Here is a 17756-nt window from a genome sequence, read left to right as displayed (position 1 = left end):
ATGATGAGATTTCGTGGTCCACAATAAAAACAACATTCATAGAATCGTTGTTTGAAAAAATAGCGGCCAAGAGCACGCTAGAGTTGCTGTTAAAGTATTACATGACGTCGAGTAAACCTAATTATCCGAAAACAACAAAACCGATTCTGCTTTAAGAATCGGCTCCTCACAAGATTAAAAAGAATTAGCCGAGCCGTGCGACCGACTGCTGAGCAATAACAAATTCCTCATTGGTTGGGATCACCATGGCAGCCGCATCCAGCAACGAGGAGTACGCAATGATACCGCTCGCACCAAAACGAGCCGCCTGATTGGCGGGTTGGTCTTCAACAAAACCGAGTAATTTTAGGCTGTTGAGGATTTCACGGCGAATGTCCGAGGCATTTTCTCCGATGCCCCCCGTGAAGATGATTGCGTCTAGATTATCAAGCGGAATTAGGTACGAACCAATGTATTTGGCCACTCGGTAGGTAAAGACTTCGAACGCGAGTTTGGCCCCTTGGTGGCCGTTTTCCATCGCCTCAAGAATGCCACGAGCGTCCGATGTCAGGCCCGAGACACCAAGAAAACCAGATTTCTTATTTAACGTCTCAAACACCTGCTCCTGACTCCAACCTTTTTTCATCAAGAATTCAATAATGCCTGGGTCCAAATCACCAGAACGAGTGCCCATCATCAACCCAGCCAATGGTGTAAAGCCCATTGACGTATCGACCGATTGCCCTTTATTAATAGCACAGACTGAGGCGCCATTGCCTAAATGAACTGAGATAAAACTGGCCGATTCGACGGGTTTACCCAACAGTTTGGCCGCTTCACGACTGACAAAATAATGACTGGTACCGTGAAACCCATAACGGCGAATACCGTAGTCTTTATATAACTGGTGAGAGATGGACCCAGTAAAGGCTTTCGCAGGCATGGTCTGATGAAAAGCGGTATCAAACACAGCGAACTGAGGCAAGCTGGAAAACGCCTGCATGGCCGCTTTGATGCCCTTGGCACCGGCGGGGTTGTGCAAAGGCGCCAGATCAGACAGACGTTCAATTTCTGCCAACACCTCATCATTAATACGCACGGTCTCGGTAAATTTTTCGCCGCCATGAACGATGCGATGACCCACAGCGACTAAAGCATCACGGTAACCCAATTCTTCAATCAAGCCTACGATACGGTCAATGGCGTGCTGATGATGGTGCTCTTCGGCGGTGATGGCCTGTTCGGTCTTCTCACCATTATGTTTCCAACTGAGTGTGGCTTGAGGAAGGCCAAAACATTCCCCTAGTCCGCTGAGAGCGGCTGTCCCAGTGACAGAATCGATAACGGCAAATTTGAGCGAAGAACTGCCGGAGTTTATCACCAACACAAATGAGTTAGACATAAAGTATGCCTCCTGTTTTAGAGCAAGTTTTCGAAGCAGTTTGCTTCCAATTGAACGGGTTACATTATTCAACATTTTTTTAATTATTCAACTTTATTTTAAATATTATCACTATCATCACGATTTTTTGTTGACCCAAAGCAAATATCACGCTGGGATGGTGCCATTTCCCGACACGCTAACACTATTGGATAACTGAGTAGCATCCTGATACAAAACAGAGTAAAACAAGGTCTGGCATTGAAGTATTTTTTATCTAAGGAATAAAGGTCAATCATGAATATTGGTTCAGTTGCAAAACTTACGGGGCTTTCCAGTAAATCGATCCGGTTTTATGAGAAAAAAGGAATCATTTCTTCACCCGCGCGCAGTGATTCAGGGTATCGGGAATACAACCATCACCATGTCGCCGAGCTGAAGTTAGTCTCACGAGCAAAGAACGCCGGCTTTGCTTTAGCTGAATGCAAAGAGTTCGTTGAGTTGGCAAATGATCCACGTCGAACCAGCCGAGAAGTCAAAGCCAGAGCCGAGGAAAAACTCAAGGAAATCCAAGTTAAAATCTGTGAACTGAGGGAAATGGAAGGCCAACTTAAACAATGGGTATCGGCATGCCCTGGCGATGAAAACAGCCAATGCCCCATTATCGAAGACCTGACTAAGTAAAAGGCGCCTTAGCCAACGGTTTTTTTAATCTTTTCAATTGGCCACCATGAACTGCTTCGGCAGATGATGTAATATTGTGTGACGATAAGGTTACCTCGGATGTCTTCATGGAAGCAGAACTGCTCGAAATAAAAAATTTCCTCTCCCAACACCCCCCTTTTGATGAGTTGGAGGATGATGTGCTTAACTTTGTCACCAAGCATGTTGAAATTTCCTATTTTCGTGAGGACACGCCAGTCATCCATTTTGGCGATGAAATTCACGATCTGTATGTCGTTCGCAGCGGCGTCATCGAAGTGTATCGGCGTAAAGGTGAGCTATACAACAGGCTCGATGTCGGGGCTTTATTTGGTCAAATGGGCTTGCTGACCAACAACAAGGTGCGTTTTCCCGCCAAAGCAACCAAAGACACCCTGCTCTATTGTATTCCTGAGGCCGTCTTTCAGGAGCTTTACGATAACCATGAAAGCTTTGCTGATTTTGTGGAAGTACAAGACAACGCACGGCTTCGGCAGGCGGTCTCCAGCACCAATGAGCAAAATGATCTGACCACGTCTAAGGTACGTACTCTGCTCACAGGAGAAGCGCCTTTCCTAGAAAAAACGGAGACCATTCAAAACGCGGCAATCAAAATGGCCGAAGAAAATGTGTCGTCTTTACTCTTGATTGACCCTGATATTCTCGAAGACAACGAGGAAGACAATTCGACACTAGTTGGTATCATTACCGATCGGGATTTGTGCACCCGTGTGCTGGCCGAAGGCTTGGATGCCAACGACGAGGTCTCCACAGTAATGACGACAGAGGTCATCTCTCTCGATCACAATGCCTATGTGTATGAGGCAATGCTGACGATGCTGCGTTACAACGTTCATCATCTTCCCGTCCTAAAAGACAAAAAACCGATCGGTATTATTGAAGCAACGGACATCGTTCGTTACGAATCACAAAATTCGTTGCTGCTGGTCAGTAGTATTTTTCAACAACAATCGATTGAAGAGTTGGCGGTCTTATCTGAACAAGTCAAAGACAGCTTTGTTCGTATGGTTAACGAAGATGCCAACTCACATATGGTCGGCAGTGCAATGTCGGTGATCGGCAAGAGCTTTAAACAACGCATTATTGAACTGGCCGAAGAAGAATTGGGGCCGCCTCCTATTCCTTATTGTTTTCTCGCGCTCGGCTCCATGGGCCGTGATGAGCAGATACTCGTCACCGATCAAGACAATGCGATCATTCTCGACAACGCGTTTGATAAAGAACAACACGATGATTATTTTTCGGCACTGGCGAAAAAGATCTGCGATGGGCTCAATGAATGCGGTTATAGCTATTGCACTGGCGACATCATGGCGACTAACCCCGAATGGCGTATGACACGCAGTGAGTGGGAAACCTGTTTTGCCGATTGGATAGATGATCCCAACCCCAAAGCCCTGCTTAATGCCTCGATATTCTTTGATTTAGTCGGGGTCTATGGCCGGCTTAAATGGGCCGAACAACTGAACGGGTTTATTGTCAGGCGCTCACGTAAGAATAATCGCTTTCTCGCGTGTTTGGCCAGAAATGCCATGAACCGAACACCACCGCTAGGCTTCTTTAAAGATTTTGTAATGGAAAAAGATGGCCAGCATAAAAACTCTATCAACCTAAAACGCCGTGGGACGGCACCACTGGCCGATTTGATTCGTGTCCACGCGCTGGCCGTCGGCTCCCGATCCACCAATTCGTTTGAACGGCTCGATGACATCCATGAAGCGGGGATACTGCCCAAAGGTAAAGCCCGTGATCTCAAGGATGCTCTCGAATTTATTTCTATGGTTCGGATTCGCCATCAGGTTTTCGATGTCGAAAATGAAATTGACCCTGACAACAATATTGAGCCTGAAAACCTTTCTGACTTTGAACGACGTAACCTCAAAGACGCATTCCAGATCCTCAGTAATGCACAGAATTTTCTGAAGTATCGCTATCAGGCCAGTAATAATTTTAAGTAGATCACTCATGATTAAGACATTGATGCGTACACCGACCATTGACTGGCCAGCCAAATTCGCGAGTAAACTGCAAAGCGCTCAAGACAGTGCTTTGCAACGTTACTATCAAGCAGGTGTGGTCACCAAAGAAACACCGTTAGAAGAGGTGATGTTTTTGGCGATGGATTTTGAAACCACAGGCCTTGATGCGGAGCAGGACGATATCATTACCATAGGAACGGTGCCATTTAACCTCCAACGTATTTTTATCAATCAGGCGCAGCATTGGACCGTTCGTCCACGTCAGCAGCTTGAAGAAGAGTCCGTGATCATCCATGGTATTACTCACTCAGATATTCTCCATGCCCCAGATCTCATCGACGTTTACGACCAGATACTGTCAGAAATGGCCGGAAAAATCATGGTGGTCCATTTTAATCGAATTGAACGTGAGTTCTTTGACTGGGCGCTGCGAGACCGAATCAATGAAGGCATCGAGTTCCCAGTTGTCGATACCATGCAACTTGAAACCCACGTCCAGCATCGACTTCATGGCGGTATTCTCAACCGTGTTTTGGGCCGTAAGCCCGAGTCAGTTCGCCTTGGCGCCAGTCGAACTCGCTATGGGCTACCGCCCTACACACCCCATCATGCGCTAACCGACGCAGTGGCGACTGCCGAATTGCTTCAGGCGCAGATCGCACACCACTATAGCCAGACAACCACCATTAGCCAGATCTGGACCTGATCATTTCTCTTGGTCACTGGGATCAAAAAAGGGACGATAAATCGTCCCTTTTGTTACCATCACGGTTACTTCTGGTATTTTTCTGTGCGCATGCCCATCAGCAAGCTGACACACATCAGCAATAGGACGATAGTAAACGGTAGGGCGGTGGAAATCGCTCCAGCCTGAAGCGCCTCGACCGCCTCTTTACCGCCAATCCAAAGCAATGCGACCGCAATTGCTCCTTCCATAAAGGCCCAGAATATCCGTTGCAAGACTGGTGCATCCACTTTGCCGCCGGAGGTAATGCTGTCGATCACCAAGGAGCCTGAATCTGACGAGGTAATGAAGAACACCAGCACCAAAATGACAGCAATGATGGATAGCGCATTACCAAACGGCAGTACATCAAACATTTGGAACATAGCCAGTGAAACATCGGTGAGACCATTTGCACCCAGCTCCCCAACATTGTTAACCACCTGATCAATGGCAAGCCCGCCAAAGACCGACATCCATAACAGAGTGACGACCGTCGGCACCAACAATACCGCTGTCATAAATTCACGAACGGTACGGCCTTTAGACACGCGTGCGATAAACATACCAACAAATGGAGACCAAGAGATCCACCACGCCCAGTAGAAAACGGTCCAGCCCTGAAACCATGCCTCATCTTGACGGCCATGAGGGTTACTCAGCGGAATGATGTTTTCGACATACGCCATTAGCGTGGTGCCTATATTGCCAAACACCACCGCGTAACCAATTAAGGCTACTAATATCAGAAGGAGGAACGCAACGATCATATTAATGTTACTGATGACCTTAACGCCTCCGTCGATACCACGGACGACCGACACAACAGCAAGGAGAGTCACCACGGTGATCACCGCGACCTGTAACCCCATGCCTGCCTCGATCCCAAACACGTGGTGAATACCACTGGCCGCTTGCTGCGCACCCAAACCTAATGACGTTGCCAGACCAAATAACGTCGCCAACACCGCGAGGATATCCACAATATGCCCCGCCCAGCCCCATGCCCTATCCCCTAATATGGGATAGAAGATAGAGCGGATCGATAAAGGCAGACCTTTGTTGTAGGCAAAGAAGGCTAAAGACAAGGCAACAACGCCGTAAATCGCCCAAGGGTGCAGGCCCCAATGGAACATGGTGGCACCCATCGCGAGTTTGGCGGCTTCCGGTGTGTAAGCTTCAACGCCAAGTGGCGTTTTATACCAACCCGTAAAGTAGGCAACAGGTTCCGCGACACTCCAAAACATCAAACCGATGCCCATTCCAGCGGCAAACAGCATAGAAAGCCAGGAGATAAATGAGTAATCTGCGGTTGCATCTTCTCCACCAAGGCGGATTTTACCCAAAGGGGTAACAATTAACGCCAGACAGAATATAACGAAAATATTGCCTGACCAAATAAACAACCAGTCAAAGTTGCCGATAATTTGCCATTTGAGGCCATCCAAAACCGACTTTGCCGATTCTGCATCAAACACAAGTGCGGCAAGCAAAAACAAACCAATGAAGCCAGCACTCACACCAAACACGGGGTTGTGAACGTCAAACCCCCACTTTTGTACATTATCTTGACCAATCGTGTAATCGGTACTGTCGATACTGTACTTATCAATACCTTTCGTCATCTTTCCTCTCTTGATGAATCATCTTCCCTAACCCATCCTTCATCATGGTGAAAAATCTTTAGTGATAGAAGCAAATTGTGACCACGTCTAGACGTAATAAAACTTCATCATTGTACGCTTAGCCTGAGAAGAATCCAGTTAATCATGGCTATTTGCTTGTTTTTTGGTCAATTCAATCTCTGAGCGACCACTATTTACTCAATCATCAATGCGAAGGAGCGGCGAATTATTTTGACTTCTAAACATTTCACTACATCACATTTAGATTAAATAATTTGGTGCGATTCTACATAACTGATTACTGGGTCACTCACATTGAAAATTAACTATGATATTTATAGGCCTTGGGTCTTCATTTCGCGAGAATTTTCATGTATTTTCGCCTGAAAACACATCGCTCATTTTGACTCAATAAGGATTAACATTGGAAAAGCACGAAGAAGTTCTCGTCTCGATTAGACAAATCATCCGCGCTATCGATCTTCACTCAAAACGCTTGAGTAAGGAATCGGGATTGACCGGCCCTCAGTTGATTCTGATGCGCTCGATAAGAGAGCTTGGTGAAGTCACCATACGTGAACTTTCTAACCACACGAATATGAGTCAGGCGACCGCCACCACTATTTTGGACAGACTTGAGCGACAAGCGCTGATCCAGCGTGTGCGCAGCGTCCAAGACAAACGGAAAGTGCATGCCCATTTGACCGAGAAAGGACAAGAGGTGTTACAACATGCGCCCATGCCACTACAACAGAACTTTATTAATAAGTTTCAGCGTCTTGAAGAATGGGAACAGTCCTTACTTCTCTCTTCAGTACAACGTATTTCTTCAATGATGAACGCTGAAGATATTGATGTAGCCCCTGTACTCGAGTTGGGGAGCATTACTAAACCTGAGTAATGCCCACCAAGGCAAACCCGAAATTCGGCCACCGAGGCTATTTTCACGTTACGCCCTTCTGACAAGGACTGTCAGTTTAGATAAACACGGGCAGTTGACGAGCTTCCTTGACCTGACGGATCGCTAAGTGTGTGTGGATATCCTTGACCGTATCGAGACGCTGCAGAGCGCGAGTAAATGACTCATAGCCCGATAAATCTTGGCTAACAACCTCAAGCAAATAATCATACGCCCCTGAAACAACATGAGCACTGACCACTTCTTCCATCTCTTCGATGGCGAGTTCAAAATCATCGATCGATTGTGCTTGATGATTACTTAAGCTGACTTCGACAAACACGCTCATTCCGATGCCGATTGTCTGCTTATTGAGGCTGGCACGATACCCTGAAATGATGCCTTGCTGTTCGAGGCGCTTAATTCTTCTCGCACAGGGCGATGGGGACAAGCCGACAATGTCAGCAATTTCAGCGGTCGACTGCCGAGCATCCTGCTGCAGTAACCTCAGAATATGGTGATCGATTCTATCCATGGGTGCGCCTTAAAATGGCTAATTATATTAATATATTGCTTTTTTCCACTAATATCTAGATTATTATTAGCTCACTTTGACGAAAAACAGCCTCAAAATCAGCGCATAATGGCAACCTTACTTTCTTTATTCTGGCTGCGTTATGGTTTCTGGTTATTTGGCAATGTTTGCCACCTTGTTACTCTGGTCTGGTTTTTTTCTGTCACTGCGCAGCGGCGCTCACTCTGATCTCACTACCGCCGACATTGCTCTGACTCGATTTTTGGTCCCTTGTTTCGTGTTGTTGCCGCTGGTTATTCGCTCATTGAAACCCATCTTCCGAGTTCCTAGGCGCTATTTGGTCGGCATGTTTGTCGGCAGTGGTTTACCCTATATTCTTGTCGCGGGTACAGGCATGCACTTTGCCCCAGTCTCTGATGGCAGCGCCTTGATCCCCGGCACCCTACCCTTATTTGTGTCGGCGATCGCAGTGGTGTTTTTTAACCAGCCACTGAGTTCTCATCGGATGATCGGTTTGGCTTTGGTCGTCAGTGGTATCGCAACGTTTATTTATCAAGGCATGGCCTCCGCACAAGAATATCTGATGACAGGTTACCTGCTGTTTCTGCTTGGCAGCATGATGTGGGCGATATATACCATTTGTGCTCGGGTTTCCAATCTCAATCCTCTGGTTGCTGCAGGCTTGATGTCCTTGCTATCAACCTTGTCGCTTTTGAGCCTGATAGGGACTGGTGTACTTGACAGCCATCTGTCTACCATCAGTGTGCTTGACTGGCCATGGCAGGCTCTGCTCGGCCACATTACCTTACAAGGGGTCGGAGCGGGATTAATTTCAGCGGTGACCTACCTTCACGCTATATCAGTACTGGGCGCAGAGCGGACCGCGGCCTTTGGCGCAACAACCCCTTTGATCGCCACCTTACTCGCCATGACATTTCTCAACGAACAGCCTTCTCCATTGGGGTGGTTGGCACTTTGTCTGGTGTGTATCGGTAGCTTGGTGGCCAGTAATATTTTTGTTCGCAATGACGCTTCTTTACTCTATCAGCCGCCTAAATTCAGATAGTATCTATCCACAGCATCAAAGCGGGAACAATCACACATAAGCCATAGAGTTGCCCAGCAAGAGGCGCTTTATTCATTTTGATCAGAAAGGGAGATAGCACAAACAAGGAGACCACCACGTGCAATCCGATGTTGGCCAAAAAACCGCTGACCAACAGCATGATCATGATCCATAAACCAATGTTTAAGTAGGAAACGCCTATCTTAACTCCGAGTCCCACCATAAATAACGCTGCCGCGAGCAAAGCCATCATTAACACACTACTTTTTGATAAGAGTTATTCATTATATTAAACACTAATACGAATCATTATCAAGTAAATGAAGACTTTGTTGTTTGCCTTTTACTTAGGTATAGTTCCGCTTCAAATGAATAACTTGGAAGATAATGTTGAAAACGCCTTGTATTGCAGCATGTAAAAATAACGGTGGGATCTGCAGTGGTTGCTATAGAACCGTCGATGAAATCGTCCGTTGGTCGGCGTTGTCTGACTCACAAAGAGCCAATGTGATGGATGCATTGGACAGACGCACCAGCACGCACTCGTGCCCATCATGTGGTCAATCAGCTCAGTGCGATATCCAAGAAGGGAAATCGACCTGTTGGTGTTATTCTCTCGATGTCCGTGAGGCCACCTCGTCACAGAAAGCGTGCTTGTGTCGCCAATGCTTGACTCAGCAGCCTATCGCTTAACTGGACGATTTTGCCGACCAGAGCTTGGTTGCCCTGTTACCATCGTTTGACCATTCGACCGATGAGTCCCGGATGGTACGCCCAACAGTGGCTGAACATCGACATGAGTTGTGGATTACCATATTTGGATAAACTTAATGCGTGAAAGCGGTTTTTTTGCTGTTTGAGCTGCGCGACCTTATCTTGCATTTGTTGGGACTGTTTCGGTGCAATAAAGTCAGAAATCACGACCATATCGGCGTTCTTGTAACGCTCTCCCTGCATCAGTTCAATCGATTTGAGCAACACCGGCTCAAGATCGGTCCCGCCGTGAAACGAGTAGGTGAGAAAGTCACTGGCTTCCCTAAGACCGTCTTGCTTAGTCAACTGATAGGTAATTTGCTCAGTCGAAAATAGAATCACAAAACATTCTCGATCTTCCGCGAGCGCGATTTGCATTAGAGCATAGGCCATGGCCTTAGCACACTGTTCAGGAAAACCACTCATGGAACCCGACGCGTCAACGCACACGATAAACGGGCCTTTATCGACATCCGCACTCTGATGCTCAGGTTGTTGCGCTTTAATTTTACGTAGCGTTCGAGATTTACCCTGCATTCGGTAATTCATTAAACGTTTATCCAAGAGGTGCTTGTAGAACACGACTTCCAATTCAGGGTAAGCGAGAAATAAGGTTTCGTTAGGCAATAGCTTGTTGAGGTCATCACTTTGATAAATGCCGACAATATCATCGGTCGCTTCATCCGAGATCGCTTCGACCACTCGTAGTTCTTCCGCCGGCGCCTTGTTTAACTCGGGATCTTCTACCTGACTGGCCATCCTCCCCAAATTTTCTGCGATCGCCTGTAAATTGGCGTTCTTCTGCAGAAATTCAGCGTGGCGTTTCATCACAGACAGATCGCTTTTGCTGAGTTTGGCTGCGGCCATATCCCACAAACGTCCAGTGCTTTTCTCATCGCCCTGTTCACTCAGCTTATCCATGTTTTTCATGGTTTCCATTCGCTGATAGAGGTCGTTAAGGACTTTTTCTTTGCTCACCTCAAGTTCGCTGACCTGCGCCTGACGAATCGCATCCGACAAACTTTTGTACCACTGATCACAAAAATAATGAGGGAACATCGGGTTATTGATGCCTTTGTTTTTTTCGATCAATCTACGCGCCTGAAGATAAAACGCAGAATGCCATTCGAGTTGTTTAATCAAGTCAGGTAGGGAGGTAAAAAAGGTCGCCTCATCCCAGTAAATGACCTCTTGATAGAGCGCTAATTCCTGCTGGAAGCGCTCGGTTTCACAGACCTTTGTCAGGCGTTTTTTCACCTGACCTCGCCATTTAAGCAGGTGATTTTTAACCTTGGATTTGACGCCTCTGTTCTCTGTAATCGCCATCACCTGTGAGCGCGCCAAAAGATCATTCACCGCAGAATCAATGATGCCTGAATCGGCAATCATTAAAGCGAGGTTGAGGCCGTCTGCTCCTAACATGGCATTTCCTTAGGCAAAGTATTGATTCAGATTTCTAAATCGCAGCAAGGTCCGTTCACACTCTGTTTTACTGGATTCCAGACGATGTTGTAACTGTTGTAAACTCGCTTCCATGGCTCTGGGTAACTGTGGGTCAATGAATCCATGAGGTAAGGCGCCGTGAAATTGGCTGCGCACTTTGAGTAAGTGGTGATCTGCCTCATTGAGCTGAGTGAATGCTTGCTCAGATTTTGCGAGCCAACTTTGATAGAGGCTGTCGTCCAAGCCCTTAGCGGTCACGACCGCAACCAAGACGGCTCGATTGGCAATGTCTTTCATGACCAGCTTATTGTTCGCATCTAGATCAAATCTCAATCGACACAAATGGGTATTTTGATTGACATAGCCGTAGGCGTCCCCATGCCCTTCTTTTATGACCTGTTCAAGCTCATTTCTCGGCACATATACCCAGCGGCTATCGCCTTTTTCTGACTCTGAAACCGACATATTGCTTTGCAGTAGAACCAGCTTGACCAGATCCGTTGTGTTACCGACTTTATGGCTTTTTGCCCCTGTGACGTCAAAACGATAAACCGTTTTCTTGCGCAGGCCCGTGGTCGATTCTGTTGACAATTCAATACCAAATTCGGTTTCGATTTCTTCTTGTACCTCGATCATTTCTTCTTTACACAAGCGTATTTGTTGTTCGACTTCCTCCTGATCAAAGGCATGATTAAGTGCGAACGTTTTCACTACTTCACGAACCAAATCGAGAGATTCTGGTCCATTCCACAAACAATCCTGAAGCAATAACAAGTCCAACGGGTTAATTTCATCACGGCCATTAAAGTAGGCGCTTGCCTTGAGAAGCTTGACTGCTTTTTTCCACCGTCGGTCAGACACGTAAAAGTCCGTGTCTAACGACGCCTGCTCCAAATTCTGTTTGAGCGTGTAGAGTTTTTCGAACACATCATCGCTAATGTCTAGTTGGTCCAGTTGAGATTGCCAGAGATGATACTCTTGTGCGGTGATAGCTAAACCTTCGGGGATCACCGCTTCCTGATTAGTCCCGACTGTCAGCATTGATTTGAAATTATTTTTATTCTGGATACGGTTGACGAAAACGCGCACCAACATGCGATCGTAGAGAGCGTCTAACCCGCTGTCTTCATCGGGTAGCTCATTGGAGGCCGTCACCAGAAGACGCATGGGTACAGGTTCAATGTCACTGCCGTTTTTGAACGTTTTTTCATTAACGACCGTCAGCAAGGTATTCAGGATCGCCGGGCCGGCTTTCCAGATTTCATCTAAGAAGACCACCTGAGCGGTCGGCAGATAGCCTTCAGTCAGACGGACATACCGTCCGTTATCTTTTAATTCCTGAATGCTAAGTGGTCCGAACACTTCTTCAGGGGTTGAAAATCGAGTCATTAGGTATTCAAAATAGGACGCGTTATCAAAGGCTTGGATTAAACGTTTAGCGATGAGGCTTTTCGCGATACCAGGAGGGCCAAGCAGAAAAACGCTTTCACCGCACAACGCTGCAAGAAGGCATAGCTTAATGGTACTTTCTCTTTCGTACACCCCGTCTGAGAGGGCCTCGGCTAGCTTATTGATACGTTCAGAGAGTAGCGCTTTTTGGGAATGGGAGACTTGATTGGGGCTTATCATACTGCGCTCCTACAACGTTGGCCAAAACACAAACATATATAAATTTATACATTTGCTATCATTTTGTTACAAGTTGAATTTGTAATTTTGACCCACATTAATAGCATAAAATACTGCTAAGTCACTCAATGAAAACAATGTTTTCAAATATGAGACATCAATCACTGCGAAGGCGTTTCGGTACGTGCATTTTCACGTCTGATCTTTCATTCGCCTTATAGAGTCTGTAACCTGACTTTAAGTCGTAGAAACACGGGTAAATATAATAATACTATGAATAAACCTTTGAATATTTTGCACGCTTGGAAAGGTATTTCTCTTCAAGAAGAGAAGGTAACACTGCCTAACGGAAAAAACATTACGCACACAACACTCTCCCATCCTGGCGCTGCGGTCATTTTGCCCATAGATCAAGATGGCCATATCATTCTGATTAATCAATATCGCCCTTCGCTGAAAAAATGGCTGATTGAACTGCCTGCAGGCACGATTGAGCAGGGCGAACCGGCTGAACTGTGCGCCTTACGAGAACTCGCCGAGGAAACCGGTTACCACGCCGAAACGCTCACCTCACTGGGTAAAATCACACCAATGGCTGGCATTTGTGATGAGATCCAAACCTTGTTTGTGGCCAAAGGCCTGTCTAGAACAACACTCCAGACTTGCGATGACGATGAAGTGATCGAGGTGATGTCCCTATCCATCAATGACGTAGAACAAAAAATCATTGATGGTGAGATCACCGATGCCAAAACCATTGCCTGCCTAAGTAAAGCTAGGCTGTGCCAATTTTTATAGGAGAAATCAATATGGATTTTCGTTCTGACACCGTCACTCGACCCACTCAAGCCATGCGAGATGCCATGGCCAACGCGTTGGTCGGCGATGACGTCTATGGTGACGACCCTACGGTCAATGACTTAGAACAATGGGCAGCGACACGGCATGGTTTTGAGGCTGCCCTATTCACCACATCCGGTACCCAAGCCAACCTTTTGGGGTTGATGGCACATTGTGAACGCGGGGACGAATACTTGTGTGGCCAACAAGCTCATAACTACAAATACGAAGCCGGTGGCGCAGCCGTTCTGGGATCGATTCAACCTCAACCGATCGAAAACAACCCCGATGGTACGCTCGACTTTGATAAATTGGCCGCAGCCATCAAGCCAGATGACAGTCACTTTGCCCGCACTAAACTGCTCAGTCTTGAAAATACCATCAATGGTAAAGTACTCCCCTTATCTTACCTTGCCAAGGCGCGTCAATTTGTCGACCAACATGGGCTGGCACTGCATCTTGACGGTGCCCGCGCATACAATGCTGCCGTCGCATTGGATGTTGACATTCAGGCGATCGCCCAGCACTTTGATTCAATGACCATCTGCCTATCGAAAGGGCTTTCTGCGCCGATCGGTTCATTGCTCCTCGGCAGCCAAGCTTACATCAACAAGGCTCGTCGTTTACGGAAAATGCTCGGAGGCGGTATGCGTCAGGCTGGCATTTTGGCCGCCGCAGGTAAGCTCGCTCTGACCGAACAAGTTGAGCAACTCAAAACCGACCATGCCAACGCAAAACGTTTGGCGGTGGCACTGAGCGACCTCAACGGATTTAACGTGAATCCAGACCACGTCCAAACGAATATCGTATTTGCAAAATTAGACGCAAGCATTGCCATCAACGATATTACCCGCCGCCTAAGCGAGGATGGCATCTTGGTTTCTCCAGGCAATCCGGTGCGTTTTGTCACTCACAAAGATATTACTGAAGCGGATATCCACACCTTGGTCAAAAAGCTGAGCGCTTATTTGTAAGTCAGACAAACGGAAGGCATTACTGCCTTCCGTTTGTTATCGGTAACGTCAACCTAACACTTATTGGCTGACATTGATCATATCGTTGAAGTAAGACACTTGTTCAGACATGCTCAAACCTTGGTTGTTGGAGCCTAGCGCCCAGATAAAGAACCCGCCATAACCCTGCTCTTTTTGCCATTGTGCTCTCGCAAGATTATTTTCACGGCTCTCGGCGAAATTGCCATCTGGCCCCCACTGACTATTAATGGTGTTGCCAAGCACGACTTTAGATTTATCACCGATGTATCCGGCGTAATTCGCCATTGCGACGTCATACAGGAAGTTTTCACCCGCATCGTAGGTCATCACGTTGAAAAAATCGATATCCTGTTTAACGGATTGCAGTAAGCCGATGACTTCGCCGTGATGTGAAGAACGCCCTGATGGTTCAATGTAAGAACAGTTCTCAAATACCGTCTCATTCTGACACTCTACCGGATCAGCACCAACATGATAGGTGGTTAAAGACATCACTTTGCGGTCCGCCACTTTTTCACGGACTAACTTGATAAGGGCCGCGAGATTTTGGTTTTCCTCATCAGTAATACGGGCGGCTTTTTCAAAGTCAAAATCAACACCATCAATCTGGACGTAACCGGCCAATTGATACTTGCTGTAATCACAATCACCTTGCCAGTCCGTCGCCAAACATTCTCCGACGATCTCTTCAGGTTTTAGATTCTTTTTGTACACCGGATAAGGTGTATTCATTAAATCAACCAAACCATCGGCAATCGCTTCTCGGCTCTGAGGTGAAGTCAGATGTGCCCACATGCTTTCATAGTTTTGTCCCCCGAAGGCAACCAACATAGACGCATTGTTGTTATCAAATTTCAGCGTTGACCAAGCCAAATATTGAGGGGCCATCCAGTCCGCGTTGTAGGTTGGCGTTAACATACCATCTGAAACCGTAATATGGCCATTGGCATCCCATTGACCAAACGACAATAGATAACCGTCGCCTTGTGAGTTAAATAGCGCCTCATAGTCATTAAGCCCCCATGAGGTCAGATAACTGATTGAACGGTCTGAGTTGGCCGCCAAACCACCGCCTCCAGTGCTGGCTTTCACGGTCACTTGTGACGCCGCAGAGGTTTGTTCCTGATGAGCCGAGTTAGTGGCTTTCGCGGTCACGGTGTACGTTCCGACTTGAGCGCCTAACCATTCATACTCATAAGGAGCCTGAGTATCACTAAATAGCTGAGTACCATTGGCGTAAAATTGGACCGATTCGACATCGCCTTCGAAACTTTCGGCGTTCGCTTTGAGCGCAATTGCACGCCCTTCATAGAAGCTGGACCCGTCCACCGGAGAGGTCAAGGCGACCACCAAGTCTTTATCCGTCACTGCAATGGAGACAGGGGATGTGGTGGCGCTGGCACCTTGGTCATCGTGCGCCACAGCCGCTAGGGTATACTGACCTTCAGACTGCGCAGGCACCGTTATGAGGTAGTGGTCATTTTCTGCTGGCGCAGTCGAGCTTGCCACAACTTCGCCATTGAGTTGGACGTCGACTCTGGCAACCTGACCATCATCGCTTGCCGCCACTTGAACGCTAAAGGGTTGTTGAGGTGCCAGTTTCTCTCCATCTTGAGGTGACAGCAGTTCAACTTCAGGTAAGGGGTTTGGATCGCACGGACTGACTTCATCCCAAGCGTCTCGCCACGCGTCTGGGTAATTTGGATGCCCGACTCCTGGTGCCCATACTGGGTCGCCGCACCATCCAGCCACTTTACAGGAATAAATATTGCCAATGTTGGTCACTTGATCACCGACACTGTAACTTTGCCCATCTTGATAGGCAGGGATGTCACCGCAACTTTCACCTGCTTGGGTAACCGTCACTTGCAGTTGGTTGTGAGTGACGTGCTGCTGGGCATCCGTCGCTTCCGCTCGTAAGGTGACGCTACCAGCCGAAGACGGCGTCCAGTCACACGAAAAATGGTCCGTCTGGGTCGCGTCAAGACGACACACTTGCTGCTGATTAGCGAAAAAGGTTACAGACTCAAGATCATTATCTGCATCCGACACATTGGCAGAAACCACCACGGCGGTCCCCTGCTGATGAGAAGAGCCTGCTTGGGGAGTAATAAAATCAATCACCGGTGGATTCGGTGCGCTGGATTGCGAGGAAACCTCGACAGTAACCGACTGCTGATCCAGTTTGTTGCCGTCTTGATCAAAAGCCATCACGACAATCGTCGTTGCGCCGATTTCACTCGGTGACCAGACTTGTTGGTAATCCGATTGCCCCTCGGTAGCCGTCTGTTCCGCTAACTTGGTATCATTGATCCAAAACTCAATTTTTTTTGCGCCTTCACCTTTTGTTGTGGTGATAATGTCAACCGCGGAACCAGTATAGACCTTAGCGTCCTGCGCAGGTGATACGATATTCAACGTAAACGACGGTGGAGGCGCGGCACCATCGGTGGTCACGACCACCGATTGCTCAAACGCCTCGAGGTCTGCGAGCATGCCACCAAAGGAAATATTAAGGTTGGCAACTTCTTGTGAAGCCAATTGGCTATCGACCCAATCTCCATTTGGGAAAGTTAAAGTCACCGTATGGAGAACACCGTCGGCCTGTTGCCGGTGAGAGAGACTCCACGAAGGGTAAGACAAATCGGTTGATTGCCAGCCAATATCGTTGACTGCGACGGGTAATACAAACTCAATCACCGCCTGATCCATGTCAGTGACATCCTCGCCTGTGTTCTTTATTTCGACTTGATACGTACTCCAGTATTCACTCTCAGATTGAGCGACGGCCTCTGTGCTGAACTCATTCGCCATCGCCTGAGAAATTGGGTTTAACAGGAGACCCGAGCAAAGCATCGTCAGCCCCAACAGGCTTTTGCCCGCGGTGCGCTGCGCCCTAAAACTACGATTTGTTGTTGATAACATGACCTTATCCTTACGTCCAAAATTCAAAATGCCCTGCCTGCCTTCAATGACACAAGGCCATTGTCCGTTTGCAGGCAGACTTAATTTAGAAGGTAAAAAAACAGTCACAAAGTGCTTATTTATGCCTATGGAATACACCGCCCGAAATCAGGTAATTTCATGATTTATCGCCTCTGAGCACCGCGCTCATTTAGAATTAATACTCTACAAATTCCGGCAAAGTTGTCAAAATGGTGGTTAATAACAGCAAGAAAAGGAAAA

15 protein-coding genes are annotated in these 17756 nt (G+C 47.3%); 8 read left to right on the top strand and 7 right to left on the bottom strand.

The features are described from left to right. Positions 1 to 184: 184 nt before the first annotated feature. Entirely contained in the window at positions 185 to 1381 is a 1197-nt protein-coding gene (locus HLM86_RS09550) for an acetate/propionate family kinase (protein WP_170882713.1), read from the bottom strand. A gap of 276 nt (positions 1382 to 1657) precedes the next feature. Here HLM86_RS09550 and cueR point away from each other — a divergent pair, with 276 nt between their 5' ends. The 3 genes from cueR (at position 1658) to HLM86_RS09535 (ending at position 4768) form a co-directional block, all read left to right on the top strand. Further along, entirely contained in the window at positions 1658 to 2044 is a 387-nt protein-coding gene (gene cueR, locus HLM86_RS09545) for a Cu(I)-responsive transcriptional regulator (protein WP_076588851.1), read from the top strand. Positions 2045 to 2151: 107 nt separating this feature from the next. Continuing rightward, a complete protein-coding gene (locus tag HLM86_RS09540) occupies positions 2152 to 4041 on the top strand; it encodes a DUF294 nucleotidyltransferase-like domain-containing protein (RefSeq protein WP_076588852.1) in 1890 nt (629 codons plus the stop codon). Between the two features lie 7 nt (positions 4042 to 4048). Beyond that, positions 4049 to 4768, top strand: coding sequence for a 3'-5' exonuclease (locus HLM86_RS09535; RefSeq protein WP_076588853.1), 720 nt, complete (start codon positions 4049 to 4051; stop codon positions 4766 to 4768). Positions 4769 to 4833: 65 nt separating this feature from the next. On the opposite strand, the gene HLM86_RS09530 is transcribed toward HLM86_RS09535, so the two are convergent. Further along, positions 4834 to 6411 (bottom strand): BCCT family transporter, encoded by a 1578-nt coding sequence (locus HLM86_RS09530; protein WP_076588854.1) that lies wholly within the window; start codon positions 6409 to 6411, stop codon positions 4834 to 4836. A 424-nt stretch (positions 6412 to 6835) separates the two neighbouring features. On the opposite strand from HLM86_RS09530, the gene HLM86_RS09525 reads away from it, so the two are divergent. Further along, entirely contained in the window at positions 6836 to 7312 is a 477-nt protein-coding gene (locus HLM86_RS09525; protein ID WP_076588855.1) for a MarR family winged helix-turn-helix transcriptional regulator, read from the top strand. 76 nt (positions 7313 to 7388) lie between these two features. On the opposite strand, the gene HLM86_RS09520 is transcribed toward HLM86_RS09525, so the two are convergent. Then, positions 7389 to 7844 carry an Lrp/AsnC family transcriptional regulator gene (locus HLM86_RS09520; protein ID WP_076588856.1) on the bottom strand — a complete coding sequence of 152 codons (456 nt, stop codon included), beginning with the start codon at positions 7842 to 7844 and terminating at the stop codon, positions 7389 to 7391. Positions 7845 to 7986: 142 nt separating this feature from the next. On the opposite strand from HLM86_RS09520, the gene HLM86_RS09515 reads away from it, so the two are divergent. After that, positions 7987 to 8910, top strand: coding sequence for a DMT family transporter (locus tag HLM86_RS09515; protein ID WP_170882714.1), 924 nt, complete (start codon positions 7987 to 7989; stop codon positions 8908 to 8910). Here HLM86_RS09515 and HLM86_RS09510 read toward each other — a convergent pair. After that, the gene (locus HLM86_RS09510; RefSeq protein WP_076588857.1) at positions 8903 to 9163 is read right to left on the bottom strand and encodes a hypothetical protein; all 261 of its coding nucleotides are present in this window, start codon (positions 9161 to 9163) and stop codon (positions 8903 to 8905) included. The genes HLM86_RS09515 and HLM86_RS09510 overlap by 8 nt on opposite strands. Positions 9164 to 9300: 137 nt before the next feature. Between HLM86_RS09510 and HLM86_RS09505 the strand changes: the two genes are divergently transcribed. After that, positions 9301 to 9603, top strand: coding sequence for a cysteine-rich CWC family protein (locus HLM86_RS09505; RefSeq protein WP_076588909.1), 303 nt, complete (start codon positions 9301 to 9303; stop codon positions 9601 to 9603). Positions 9604 to 9639: 36 nt separating this feature from the next. Here HLM86_RS09505 and viaA read toward each other — a convergent pair whose 3' ends face one another. Both viaA and HLM86_RS09495 read right to left on the bottom strand, forming a co-directional pair. After that, positions 9640 to 11085: an ATPase RavA stimulator ViaA gene (gene viaA, locus HLM86_RS09500; protein ID WP_170882715.1), complete on the bottom strand. Its 1446-nt coding sequence runs from the start codon at positions 11083 to 11085 to the stop codon at positions 9640 to 9642. Positions 11086 to 11094: 9 nt separating this feature from the next. Further along, entirely contained in the window at positions 11095 to 12735 is a 1641-nt protein-coding gene (locus tag HLM86_RS09495; RefSeq protein ID WP_076588859.1) for an ATPase RavA domain-containing protein, read from the bottom strand. 273 nt (positions 12736 to 13008) lie between these two features. Between HLM86_RS09495 and HLM86_RS09490 the strand changes: the two genes are divergently transcribed. Then, entirely contained in the window at positions 13009 to 13533 is a 525-nt protein-coding gene (locus tag HLM86_RS09490) for an NUDIX hydrolase (RefSeq protein ID WP_076588860.1), read from the top strand. An 11-nt stretch (positions 13534 to 13544) separates the two neighbouring features. Beyond that, a complete protein-coding gene (gene ltaE / locus HLM86_RS09485) occupies positions 13545 to 14549 on the top strand; it encodes a low-specificity L-threonine aldolase (RefSeq protein ID WP_076588861.1) in 1005 nt (334 codons plus the stop codon). Between the two features lie 60 nt (positions 14550 to 14609). Here the strand turns inward: ltaE and HLM86_RS09480 are convergent, their stop codons facing one another. After that, on the bottom strand, positions 14610 to 17495 hold the full coding sequence (locus HLM86_RS09480) for an Ig-like domain-containing protein (protein WP_170882716.1): 2886 nt from the start codon (positions 17493 to 17495) through the stop codon (positions 14610 to 14612). Positions 17496 to 17756 lie beyond the last annotated feature (261 nt).

The sequence above is a fragment of the Vibrio ostreicida genome (assembly GCF_013074385.2).
GTDB classification, from domain to species: Bacteria; Pseudomonadota; Gammaproteobacteria; order Enterobacterales; family Vibrionaceae; genus Vibrio; species Vibrio ostreicida.
The sequence above is the reverse complement of the archived record's forward strand: the minus strand, read 5'-3'. Positions and strand labels throughout refer to the sequence as shown.

Excerpts from the sequence above, each read along its gene's own strand:
- HLM86_RS09480 (WP_170882716.1), bottom strand. The coding sequence starts at position 17,495 with ATGTTATCAACAACAAATCGTAGTTTTAGGGCGCAGCGCACCGCGGGC.
- HLM86_RS09540 (WP_076588852.1), top strand. The coding sequence starts at position 2,152 with ATGGAAGCAGAACTGCTCGAAATAAAAAATTTCCTCTCCCAACACCCC.
- HLM86_RS09515 (WP_170882714.1), top strand. The coding sequence starts at position 7,987 with ATGGTTTCTGGTTATTTGGCAATGTTTGCCACCTTGTTACTCTGGTCT.
- HLM86_RS09510 (WP_076588857.1), bottom strand. The coding sequence starts at position 9,163 with ATGATGGCTTTGCTCGCGGCAGCGTTATTTATGGTGGGACTCGGAGTT.
- cueR (WP_076588851.1), top strand. The coding sequence starts at position 1,658 with ATGAATATTGGTTCAGTTGCAAAACTTACGGGGCTTTCCAGTAAATCG.
- HLM86_RS09495 (WP_076588859.1), bottom strand. The coding sequence starts at position 12,735 with ATGATAAGCCCCAATCAAGTCTCCCATTCCCAAAAAGCGCTACTCTCT.
- viaA (WP_170882715.1), bottom strand. The coding sequence starts at position 11,085 with ATGTTAGGAGCAGACGGCCTCAACCTCGCTTTAATGATTGCCGATTCA.
- HLM86_RS09535 (WP_076588853.1), top strand. The coding sequence starts at position 4,049 with ATGATTAAGACATTGATGCGTACACCGACCATTGACTGGCCAGCCAAA.
- HLM86_RS09530 (WP_076588854.1), bottom strand. The coding sequence starts at position 6,411 with ATGACGAAAGGTATTGATAAGTACAGTATCGACAGTACCGATTACACG.
- HLM86_RS09520 (WP_076588856.1), bottom strand. The coding sequence starts at position 7,844 with ATGGATAGAATCGATCACCATATTCTGAGGTTACTGCAGCAGGATGCT.
- ltaE (WP_076588861.1), top strand. The coding sequence starts at position 13,545 with ATGGATTTTCGTTCTGACACCGTCACTCGACCCACTCAAGCCATGCGA.
- HLM86_RS09550 (WP_170882713.1), bottom strand. The coding sequence starts at position 1,381 with ATGTCTAACTCATTTGTGTTGGTGATAAACTCCGGCAGTTCTTCGCTC.
- HLM86_RS09490 (WP_076588860.1), top strand. The coding sequence starts at position 13,009 with ATGAATAAACCTTTGAATATTTTGCACGCTTGGAAAGGTATTTCTCTT.